9 protein-coding genes are annotated in these 10,260 nt (G+C 61.1%); 3 read left to right on the forward strand and 6 right to left on the reverse strand.

What is annotated here, in order from left to right; all coding sequences use genetic code 11:
- Positions 1 to 19 precede the first annotated feature (19 nt).
- The gene (locus CAF80_RS28355) at positions 20 to 436 is read left to right on the forward strand and encodes a hypothetical protein (protein ID WP_074689713.1); all 417 of its coding nucleotides are present in this window, start codon (positions 20 to 22) and stop codon (positions 434 to 436) included.
- Here the strand turns inward: CAF80_RS28355 and CAF80_RS28360 are convergent.
- The 6 genes from CAF80_RS28360 to CAF80_RS28385 all read right to left on the reverse strand — a co-directional run bounded on the left by CAF80_RS28360 (position 433) and on the right by CAF80_RS28385 (position 6,822).
- Positions 433 to 1,359 (reverse strand): ABC transporter permease, encoded by a 927-nt coding sequence (locus tag CAF80_RS28360; protein ID WP_085613578.1) that lies wholly within the window; start codon positions 1,357 to 1,359, stop codon positions 433 to 435. The genes CAF80_RS28355 and CAF80_RS28360 overlap by 4 nt on opposite strands.
- Positions 1,359 to 2,465 carry an ABC transporter permease gene (locus CAF80_RS28365; protein WP_085667776.1) on the reverse strand — a complete coding sequence of 369 codons (1,107 nt, stop codon included), beginning with the start codon at positions 2,463 to 2,465 and terminating at the stop codon, positions 1,359 to 1,361. The genes CAF80_RS28360 and CAF80_RS28365 overlap by 1 nt, the downstream gene beginning before the upstream one ends.
- Before the next feature lie 12 nt (positions 2,466 to 2,477).
- Positions 2,478 to 4,028, reverse strand: a complete 1,551-nt coding sequence (locus CAF80_RS28370) for an ABC transporter ATP-binding protein (RefSeq protein WP_085667777.1) — start codon at positions 4,026 to 4,028, stop codon at positions 2,478 to 2,480.
- Between the two features lie 537 nt (positions 4,029 to 4,565).
- The gene (locus CAF80_RS28375; protein ID WP_085667778.1) at positions 4,566 to 5,147 is read right to left on the reverse strand and encodes a YigZ family protein; all 582 of its coding nucleotides are present in this window, start codon (positions 5,145 to 5,147) and stop codon (positions 4,566 to 4,568) included.
- A gap of 8 nt (positions 5,148 to 5,155) precedes the next feature.
- On the reverse strand, positions 5,156 to 5,806 hold the full coding sequence (locus tag CAF80_RS28380; protein WP_011332324.1) for a TetR/AcrR family transcriptional regulator: 651 nt from the start codon (positions 5,804 to 5,806) through the stop codon (positions 5,156 to 5,158).
- A gap of 95 nt (positions 5,807 to 5,901) precedes the next feature.
- The gene (locus tag CAF80_RS28385; protein ID WP_007958517.1) at positions 5,902 to 6,822 is read right to left on the reverse strand and encodes a LysR family transcriptional regulator; all 921 of its coding nucleotides are present in this window, start codon (positions 6,820 to 6,822) and stop codon (positions 5,902 to 5,904) included.
- 139 nt (positions 6,823 to 6,961) lie between these two features.
- On the opposite strand from CAF80_RS28385, the gene CAF80_RS28390 reads away from it, so the two are divergent.
- Positions 6,962 to 8,311 carry an aspartate aminotransferase family protein gene (locus CAF80_RS28390; RefSeq protein ID WP_011332325.1) on the forward strand — a complete coding sequence of 450 codons (1,350 nt, stop codon included), beginning with the start codon at positions 6,962 to 6,964 and terminating at the stop codon, positions 8,309 to 8,311.
- A gap of 76 nt (positions 8,312 to 8,387) precedes the next feature.
- Positions 8,388 to 9,881: a CoA-acylating methylmalonate-semialdehyde dehydrogenase gene (locus tag CAF80_RS28395; RefSeq protein WP_011332326.1), complete on the forward strand. Its 1,494-nt coding sequence runs from the start codon at positions 8,388 to 8,390 to the stop codon at positions 9,879 to 9,881.
- Positions 9,882 to 10,260: the final 379 nt, after the last annotated feature.

The following is a 10,260-nucleotide window of genomic DNA, read 5'->3' on the forward strand; positions in this document are numbered from 1 at the left end:
AATTTTCGGAGCAAGGATGATGTGGACTTCAACGCAATATCGGCAGGTGGTGCGCGGCAGCGCCTGGTATGACTTGATCGTGACGGCGGCGTTTGTCACGCCGTGGAGTTTTGCTGTGTTGCACGGGTTGCTGACGGCGCTGAGTCAGGCGCTGGAGCTGCCCGGCGAGCTGCCGCCGTTCGAACCTGCGCATCTGTTGATAGCCAATTTGTTCGGGTCGGTGGTGTGCATGTGGGCAGTGCTGCGGATTCGTGATCCGCAGCCGGTTTATGGGCGCTATGACGCGGTGACGCGGTTTCTGTTCGCCGCGTGGATGACGTATGCCCTGGCCCACGGCGCCAGTTCGTTGGTGGTGGGGTTCCTGGTTCTCGAAGTGGCGTGGGGCATCGCTCAGGCGTTGCCGGTCCGGCCGCTGTCGCGAGCCGTAACGGCTTAGTGCCCGGCCTGCCACGGCTGCCCCAGTGATACCGGCGCGTACAACCGTGTACGCAGCGCATCCCGCGACAACAACACCAGCACCAGAATCGTCGCGACATACGGCAGCATCGCCAGCAGACTCGAAGGAATCGCCAGCCCCAACCCCTGCGCCACCAGGTGCAGGATGCTGGCGAGTCCGAACAGATACGCACCGAGCAGCAAGCGCCACACCCGCCAACTGGCGAACACCACCAGCGCCAGCGCAATCCAGCCGCGTCCGGCGGTCATGTTCTCGGCCCACATCGGCGTATACGCCAACGACAGATAAGCCCCGGCCAGTCCGGCCATCGCCCCGCCGAACAATACCGCCAGCGTGCGCACGGTCAGTACCGGCAAGCCCATGGCACTGGCCGCATCCGGGTTCTCACCGACCGCTTGAATGATCAGCCCGACACGGCTTTTCACGATCACCCACGCCACCAGCGCAAACAGTACGAACGACAGGTACACCAGCAGATCCTGGGCAAACAGCATGCGGCCGATCAGCGGGATTTCGCTCAGGTAGGGAATCGCCAGCGGCTCGAAACCGGCCAGCGGTTTGCCGACCCACGCCGCGCCGACAAAGGTCGACAGGCCGACGCCAAAAATCGTCAGCGCCAGCCCGGTCGCCACCTGATTGGCGTTGAATACCAGCGCCACCAGAGCAAACAGCGACGACAGCAACATCCCGGCGAGCATCGCCAAAACGACGCCCAACCAAAGGTTGCCGCTGTTGAACGCGACGATGAAACCGATCACCGCGCCAAACAGCATCATGCCTTCCTGACCGAGGTTGAGTACGCCGCTCTTCTCGCAGATCAATTCACCCAGCGCCACCAGCAGCAGTGGCGTACCGCAGCGCACCATGGCGTAGAAAATATTGCTCAGCAGATCGATATCCATCACAGCGCTCCGGCGGTTACGGCGGTGGTAGAAGTGCGCCGCACCCAGCGCAGGTTCAGGCGTGGCCGATAGAGGATCAGCACGTCACAGGCCAGCAGGAAAAACAGCATCATTCCCTGAAATAACTGAGTGATCGCCTGCGGTAGATTCAGCGTCATCTGCGCGCTCTCGCCACCGATGTACAGCAGTGCCATCAACAGGCTGGAAAACAGAATGCCGATCGGATTGAGTCTGCCGAGAAACGCCACGGTGATCGCCGCGTAGCCGTAGCCCGGCGAGACCTGCGGCACCAGTTGGCCGATCGGCCCGGTGACTTCGCAGACACCGGCAAGTCCCGCCAATCCACCACTGATCAGCAGTGCGAGCCAGATCAGCCGCTTCTCGCGAAACCCGACAAACCCTGCCGCACGCTTGTCCAGCCCCAGCACCTTGATCTGGAAACCGACGAAGCTTTTCTGCAGCAACACCCACACCGCGACCAGCGCGAGCAAGGCGAAATACACGCCGATGTGCGCGCGCCCGTCCTCCATCAACAGCGGCAGGCGGCTGGCGTCGCTGAACATTGCCGATTCGGGAAAATTGAATCCGGCCGGATCCTTCAGCGGCCCGTGTACGCAGAACAGCAGCAGGTTCAGCGCGATGTAGTTGAGCATGATGCTGGTGAGGATTTCGTTGGCGTTGAAGCGCGTGCGCAACCAAGCGGTGAGCCCGGCCCACGCGGCGCCGGCGAACGTGCCGGTGAGCAGGATCAGCACCAGCGCCCAACGGCTTTGCATGTCGATGATATTTACCGCCAGCGCACTGCCGGCCAGGGCGCCGAGCAGCAACTGGCCTTCGGCACCGATATTCCAGATCCGCGCCTGATAGGCCACCGCGAGGCCCAGCGCACACAGCAGAATCGGCAGGGTTTTGACCAGCAGCTCGGAGACGCCATACAGGTCGCTGACCGGGGCAATCAATAACGTGTGCAGGGTTTTCAGCGGGTCGTGACCGAGGGCGATGAACAGCAACGATCCGCAGACCAGCGTCAGCACCGCCGCCAGCACCGGCGAGCACCACAGCATCAGGCGTGATTGCCGGCCACGGGGTTCGAGGGAAAGCAACATGGGAAAACTCCGTTAAACCGTGGCCGGTTGTGATTGAGGGGTGTCGAACTGGCCGGCCATCCAGCCGCCGACGTCGCTGAGGCGGGTTTGCGCCGTGTCCTGCAACGCCGACAGGCGCCCGCCGCACAGCGCGCCGAGGCGGTCGCTGATCTGGAACAGTTCGTCGAGGTCTTCGGAGAACACCAGAATCGCCGCCCCGGCATCGCGCAGGGCAATCAGCGCCCGGTGAATGGTGGCCGCCGCGCCGACGTCCACGCCCCAGGTCGGGTGCGCGGCGATCAGCAGTTTCGGTTGCTGGAGGATTTCCCGGCCGAGGATGAATTTCTGCAGGTTGCCGCCGGACAGGCTGCGGGCGGCGGTCTGGGTGTCCGGGGTTTTCACGCCGAAGCGCTGGATGATCGTTTGGGCGAGGGCTTCGACCTTGCCGCGCTCGATCAAGCCATGGCTGACCAGGCCTTGTTGAAAGGCAGTGAGCAGGGCGTTGTCCGCCAGGCTCATGTCCGGCACCGCGCCATGCCCGAGGCGTTCGGCGGGGACGAACGCCAGGCCGAGTTTGCGTCGGGCATCCGGGCGCTGATCGGCGACGGCATGTTCCTGGAAACAGATGGTTTGCGCTGCATCGCGGGGCAGTGTTTGCTCGCCGCTGAGCAATGCCAGAAGCTCGTCCTGCCCGTTGCCCGCCACGCCGGCGATGCCGACGATTTCACCGCTGCGCACCTGCAGATCGATGTCGCTCAGGGAGCAACCAAACGGATCCGGGTTGTGCCAGTTCAAACCGCTGACCTGCAAAAACGCCGCGCCACCGGTGACCTTCGTGAACTCGCCGATCAAGGTCGCGGCGTCGCCCACCATCAATTGCGCCAGTTGCCGGTCGGTGCAGTCGGCCGGTACGCAATGCCCGGCCACCCGGCCGCCGCGCAACACCGTAGCGCTGTGACACAAGGCGCGCACCTCGCCGAGTTTGTGGCTGATGAACAGAATGCTGCAGCCCTCGGCCGCGAGCCGGCGCAGGGTGATGAACAACTCGTCGGCTTCCTGCGGCGTGAGCACCGAGGTCGGCTCATCGAGAATCAGCAGGCGAATGTCCTGCATCAGGCAACGCACGATCTCGACCCGTTGCCGCTCGCCGATCGACAGGCTGTGGACAAGTCGCTGGGGTTCCAGCGCCATGCCATATCGGCGCGACACTTCACGGATTTTCGCCTCAAGCTGTTTCGGCGAACCGGCCGCTGCACCCATCGCCAATGCAATGTTCTGCGCCACGCTCAAGGTCTCGAACAGCGAGAAATGCTGGAACACCATGCCGATGCCCAACTGCCGCGCCTGGGCCGGGTTGCGCATGATCACCGGTTGACCCTGCCACAGCATCTCACCCGAATCGGCCTGGGTGACGCCGTAGATGATCTTCATCAACGTGCTTTTTCCTGCACCGTTTTCACCGAGCAGCGCGTGGATTTCACCGCGGCCGATGCTCAGGTCGATGGCGTCATTGGCAAGGCAACCGGGATAACGTTTGCTGATTTGGCGCAGTTGCAGCTGCGGTGTGGACGTGGGGTTTGGCATGACAGGCTCGGGTCGCTTGGAGTTGTGCCTGTGGATAAAGCAATTTCCTGGCCATTGAGTCAGGAACGCAGGTGGCTGCTGTTTGCCAGCCTGTGGCGTAGAGCCTGTGAATCGAATTCGGTTGCCTGCACGGCACCACTTGAGGGCAAAGCCTTTGATCAGGCTCCAGTTTTGCCCGCAACTGGCTGATCAAAAAACGAGCAACCGCGCCGAAGCCATGCAGAACCTGCGACTGCGCCAGCCATGAACGGCTTATCCACAGGTTGCTCCACAGTATTTGTGCGCAAGAAAAAATCCCGGGCATAAGCACTGGCGGGCTTTCTTCTAAAGGCGATAAACAACGCTAAGCGATTGTTTTTACGTGAAATTGTTCATTGTGATGGGCGATTGGACGAAAAGTGAGCAAATCCCGCAAAGCCACGTGACAGAAGGGTTACAGCCTCCTGTGCTCAGGTTATCCACAGCCGGGTGCACAGCGGATGTGGGCAAGTCTCGGGCATAAGCAAACGGGCTGGTGCCCTAAAACATGGCGAGGCTTCAACGTTGCAGCAGGATTCGCCCGCGGCTCAGGTCGGCCAGCTGATTTTGCAACAGCTCGATGTGCGCTTCGCCCACGGCCAATTGCAACTCGACACCATTGGCGGTGAAGTTTTCCTCGACCACCAATCCGCCCAGATCCGCGACCCGCAGCTTCACCAGCGCCAGTTCGCCAAAGGCGCAGGCGCAACGCACGGGCGCGCGACTGATCAATTCCATCTTCGGCGCGGCTTGCAGGCACTTGTTGGCGCCGCCGCCATAGGCCCGGGCCAGGCCGCCGGTGCCCAGCTGAATGCCGCCGTACCAGCGGATCACCAGCACCGCGACCTGATCGCAGTCCTGCGCTTCGATGGCCGCGAGAATCGGCCGCCCGGCAGTGCCGCCGGGTTCGCCGTCGTCGTTGCTGCGGTACTGGTCGCCGAGTTTCCACGCCCAGCAATTATGCGAAGCGTTCAAGTCGCTGTGCTGCTCGATGAAGGCTTGCGCCTCCGCGGGGCTGCCGATCGGCGCGGCGAAGGTGATGAAGCGGCTTTTGCGAATCTCTTCGCGGAATTCGCAAAAGCCGCTGAGGGTGAATGGCATAAAACGACTTATATAGAAGAAGTGAGGCCGCAGCCTTTGAGGATGATGCGGATCAGGTTGTTGCCGGCGTCTTCCATATCCTGTTTGGTCAACTTGCTGCGACCGGTCACCCGGCAGATCTGGGTGGCGAAGTCGGCGTAATGCTGGGTGCTACCCCACAACAGGAAGATCAGGTGCACCGGGTCGACCGGGTCCATCTTGCCCGCGTCGATCCAGGCCTGGAACACGCCGGCGCGGCCCTGGAACCAGGCGCGGTAATCCTGATTGAAATATTCGGTCAGGCATTCGCCGCCGCTGATCACTTCCATCGCGAAGATCCGCGACGCTTGCGGCTGGCGACGGGAGAATTCCATTTTCGCGCGGATGTAGCGGGTCAGCGCTTCGGCCGGATCGTCCTCGGCCGTCAGGGTATTGAAGGTGCTGTCCCACAATTGAAGGATGTTGCTCAGCACCGCCACGTACAACCCGAGCTTGTTGGTGAAGTAGTAATGCAGATTCGCCTTTGGCAGCCCAGCCTTGGTGGCGATGGTGTTCATGCTCGTGCCTTTGTACCCGTGACGGGCGAACTCGTCTTCGGCGGCTTTGATGATGGTCTCTTCGTTCTTCTGACGAATGCGGCTGGCGGGTTTGCCGCCGTGGGCTGGGACTTCAAAGGTCATAGGCACTTCCGGGTTTGTCTGTGGGGTGCAACCAGTTGCGTTGATAGCGCAACCACCGGCGCGGGACAAGCCCCGGGCGAAGAAAACCCCGGTCGTCAGCGGGTGGCGGCGAGGCTTTCGAGAAAGCTTTCCAGTACCAGATGAGGGCGGCGACCCTTGCGGGTGACCGAGGCCAGGCTCAAATCATAGAAGCGGGTACTGGCCTTGAGCGCGCGCAAGCGACCTTGTTGAACCCAGAGACTGGCATAGTGATCCGGCAAATAGCCGATGTAACGCCCGGTCAGAATCAGGAACGCCATGCCTTCACGGTCGGATGCGCTGGCGGTGCAATTGAGCGCCTGATAGTGCGCCTGGATCTCCGCCGGCAAACGGAAGGTCGGGGCGATGGCGTCCTGACTGTTCAAGCGTTCGTCATCCAGTTGTTTGTCATCGACGTAAAACAGCGGATGACCAACTGCGCAGTAGAGCAACGAGCGCTCGCTGTACAACGGCTGGTATTCCAGTCCCGACAACGCGCTGGCCTGCGGCACCACGCCGACATGCAGGCGGCCGTCGAGCACACCTTGTTCGACTTCGTTGGGGGCGATCATGCGGATCTGGATTTGCACGTCCGGCCCGCGTTCCTTCAATTGCGCGAGCGCGTGGGTGATGCGCATGTGGGGCAGGGTGACGAGGTTGTCAGTCAGGCCGATGATCAATTCGCCGCGCAAGTGCTGGTGCAGGCCGTTGACCTCGGTGCGAAAACTCTCCAGTGCACTCAACAGCTGCAGCGCCGACTGGTAAACCTCACGACCCTCTTCGGTCAGGGAGAAACCGGCGCGCCCGCGTTGGCACAGACGCAGGCCGAGACGTTGTTCCAGATCGCTCATCTGCTGGCTGATCGCCGAGCGACCGATGCCGAGCACGGTTTCCGCCGCCGAGAAGCCACCGCACTCCACCACGCTGCGAAAAATCCGCAGCAGGCGAATGTCAAAGTCACTGACCTGGGCCAGTGGATCGGGGCGGCGGCTGCTCATGATGTTGTGCTCATTGTTTAGCAGAGTTCTAACTGAAGGTTAGAAGAGTTGAATTTCACCGACTTTATCCCCGTGGCAATTTAGCTGCAACAACGCTTTCTATCGCTCTGAAGCTTATTGCCCTGCGAGGTTTTGCCCGATGAACATGCCTGAAAACGCGCCGTCGCCACTGGCCAGCCAACTGAAGCTGGACGCGCACTGGATGCCGTACACCGCCAACCGCAACTTCCAGCGCGACCCGCGTCTGATCGTCGGTGCCGAAGGCAGCTGGCTGATCGACGACAAGGGCCGCAAGGTGTACGACTCGCTGTCCGGTCTGTGGACCTGCGGGGCCGGGCATACCCGCAAGGAAATCCAGGAAGCGGTGGCCAAGCAGTTGGGCACCCTCGATTACTCGCCGGGCTTCCAGTACGGCCATCCGCTGTCGTTCCAGCTGGCGGAGAAAATCACCGATCTGACCCCGGGTAACCTGAACCACGTGTTCTTCACTGACTCCGGTTCCGAATGCGCCGATACCGCGGTGAAAATGGTCCGTGCTTACTGGCGCCTGAAAGGCCAGTCGACCAAGACCAAGATGATCGGCCGCGCCCGTGGCTATCACGGTGTGAACATCGCCGGCACCAGCCTTGGCGGCGTCAACGGCAACCGCAAGCTGTTCGGTCAGGCGATGATGGATGTCGATCACCTGCCGCACACTTTGCTGGCGAGCAATGCTTTCTCCCGTGGCATGCCGGAGCAGGGTGGTATCGCCCTGGCCGATGAGCTGCTGAAACTGATCGAGCTGCACGATGCTTCGAACATCGCAGCGGTGTTCGTTGAGCCGATGGCCGGCTCCGCTGGCGTGCTGGTTCCGCCACAGGGCTACCTCAAGCGTCTGCGTGAAATCTGCGATCAGCACAACATCCTGCTGGTGTTCGACGAAGTGATCACCGGCTTCGGCCGTACCGGCACCATGTTCGGCGCCACCACTTTCGGCGTGACCCCGGACCTGATGTGCATCGCCAAGCAAGTTACCAACGGCGCGATCCCGATGGGCGCGGTGATTGCCAGCTCCGAGATCTACCAGACCTTCATGAACCAGCCGACCCCGGAATACGCTGTGGAATTCCCGCACGGCTACACCTACTCGGCGCACCCGGTGGCTTGCGCCGCAGGTCTTGCGGCACTCGACCTGCTGCAAAAGGAAAATCTGGTGCAGAGCGTGGCCGAAGTCGCGCCGCATTTCGAAAATGCCCTGCATGGTCTGAAAGGCGCGAAGAACGTCATCGACATTCGAAACTTCGGTCTGGCCGGTGCGATCCAGATCGCGGGCCGTGACGGCGACGCCATCGTGCGTCCGTTCGAAGCCGGCATGGCGTTGTGGAAAGCCGGGTTCTACGTGCGCTTCGGTGGCGACACCCTGCAGTTCGGCCCAACCTTCAACAGCAAGCCGCAGGACCTTGATCGTCTGTTCGACGCGGTCGGCGAAGTGCTGAACAAGCTCGACTGATTTTCCTTCTATATAGATACGCCAATGGCAGGCGCCCCTTGCGGGCGTCTGCGCACAAGAATTCAGGAGTTCCCCGATGAGCGTTATCCCGCATTTGATCAATGGCGAACTGGTGACCGAGAACGGTCGCGCGGTCGATGTGTTCAACCCGTCCACCGGTCAGGCTATCCACAAGCTGCCGCTGGCCAGCCGCGAAACCATCCAGCATGCCATCGATGCCGCCAAGGCTGCGTTCCCGGCCTGGCGCAATACGCCACCGGCCAAACGTGCCCAGGTGATGTTCCGTTTCAAGCAACTGCTGGAGCAGAACGAAGCACGCATCGCGCAGTTGATCAGCGAAGAACACGGCAAGACCCTGGAAGATGCTGCCGGTGAACTGAAGCGCGGTATCGAGAACGTCGAGTTCGCCTGCGCAGCCCCGGAAATCCTCAAGGGTGAGTACAGCCGCAACGTCGGCCCAAACATTGATGCGTGGTCGGACTTCCAGCCGCTGGGCGTGGTGGCCGGTATCACCCCGTTCAACTTCCCGGCGATGGTGCCGCTGTGGATGTATCCGCTGGCGATCGTCTGCGGCAACTGCTTTATCCTCAAGCCGTCCGAGCGTGATCCGAGCTCGACCCTGCTGATCGCGCAACTGCTGCTGGAAGCCGGCCTGCCGAAAGGCGTGCTGAGCGTAGTGCACGGTGACAAGACTGCGGTGGACGCGCTGATCGAAGCGCCGGAAGTCAAAGCGTTGAGCTTCGTGGGCTCGACCCCGATTGCCGAATACATCTATGCCGAAGGCACCAAGCGCGGCAAACGCGTTCAGGCACTGGGCGGCGCGAAGAACCATGCGGTGCTGATGCCGGATGCGGATCTGGACAATGCCGTCAGCGCACTGATGGGTGCGGCTTACGGTTCCTGCGGCGAACGCTGCATGGCGATCTCGGTGGCCGTGTGTGTGGGTGACCAGGTTGCCGACGCACTGGTGGCCAAACTGGTTCCTCAGATCAAGGCGCTGAAAATCGGTGCCGGCACTTCTTGTGGTCTGGATATGGGGCCGCTCGTAACCGGTCAGGCGCGTGACAAGGTCAGCGGTTATGTCGAAGACGGCGTGGCGGCGGGCGCGACCCTGGTGGTCGACGGTCGTGGTCTGAGCGTTGCCGGTCATGAAGAAGGTTTCTTCCTGGGTGGCTGCCTGTTCGACAACGTCACACCTGAGATGCGCATCTATAAAGAAGAGATCTTCGGGCCGGTGCTGTGCGTCGTCCGGGTGAACAGCCTGGAAGAGGCGATGCAACTGATCAACGATCACGAATACGGCAACGGCACCTGCATCTTCACTCGTGACGGTGAAGCGGCACGTCTGTTCTGCGACGAGATCGAAGTCGGCATGGTCGGCGTCAATGTTCCACTGCCGGTGCCGGTGGCTTACCACAGCTTCGGCGGCTGGAAGCGCTCGCTGTTCGGCGACCTGCATGCTTACGGTCCGGATGGTGTGCGCTTCTATACCCGTCGCAAGGCGATCACTCAGCGCTGGCCGCAGCGCGCGAGCCATGAGGCGTCGCAGTTCGCATTCCCTAGCTTGTAAGTAGTAGGGCAGTGCAAAGAAGGCCGACCTTTTAAGGTCGGCCTTCGCGTTTCAGGGCTTTTTTGACCGATATGACAGATTTATGAAAATAAGGGTTGACGGCGAATTCCAGAGGTCTATAATTCGCCCCACTTCCGGCGCAGTCGAAACGGAAAACTCCTTAAGATTCAATGAGTTAAGTAGGTTTCGATAGTGGATCGCTTCAGTTCATCGAAGCCTGGAAGGAGTTGGAAATGCCGGTTTTCTGGTGCTTTCAACGGTTCGATCTTCTCGGTCGAAGGCGGAGAAAAAGAGGTGTTGACAGCAGCGTGTAACGCTGTAGAATTCGCCTCCCGCTAACGAGAGATCGGAAGCGCAAGTGGTTGAAGTTGTTGAAGAA

The organism is Pseudomonas sp. B34(2017), assembly GCF_002112915.1.
GTDB lineage: Bacteria > Pseudomonadota > Gammaproteobacteria > Pseudomonadales > Pseudomonadaceae > Aquipseudomonas > Aquipseudomonas pharyngis.

Excerpts from the sequence above, each read along its gene's own strand:
- CAF80_RS28355 (WP_074689713.1), top strand. The coding sequence starts at position 20 with ATGTGGACTTCAACGCAATATCGGCAGGTGGTGCGCGGCAGCGCCTGG.
- CAF80_RS28360 (WP_085613578.1), bottom strand. The coding sequence starts at position 1,359 with ATGGATATCGATCTGCTGAGCAATATTTTCTACGCCATGGTGCGCTGC.
- CAF80_RS28365 (WP_085667776.1), bottom strand. The coding sequence starts at position 2,465 with ATGTTGCTTTCCCTCGAACCCCGTGGCCGGCAATCACGCCTGATGCTG.
- CAF80_RS28370 (WP_085667777.1), bottom strand. The coding sequence starts at position 4,028 with ATGCCAAACCCCACGTCCACACCGCAGCTGCAACTGCGCCAAATCAGC.
- CAF80_RS28375 (WP_085667778.1), bottom strand. The coding sequence starts at position 5,147 with ATGCCATTCACCCTCAGCGGCTTTTGCGAATTCCGCGAAGAGATTCGC.
- CAF80_RS28380 (WP_011332324.1), bottom strand. The coding sequence starts at position 5,806 with ATGACCTTTGAAGTCCCAGCCCACGGCGGCAAACCCGCCAGCCGCATT.
- CAF80_RS28385 (WP_007958517.1), bottom strand. The coding sequence starts at position 6,822 with ATGAGCAGCCGCCGCCCCGATCCACTGGCCCAGGTCAGTGACTTTGAC.
- CAF80_RS28390 (WP_011332325.1), top strand. The coding sequence starts at position 6,962 with ATGAACATGCCTGAAAACGCGCCGTCGCCACTGGCCAGCCAACTGAAG.
- CAF80_RS28395 (WP_011332326.1), top strand. The coding sequence starts at position 8,388 with ATGAGCGTTATCCCGCATTTGATCAATGGCGAACTGGTGACCGAGAAC.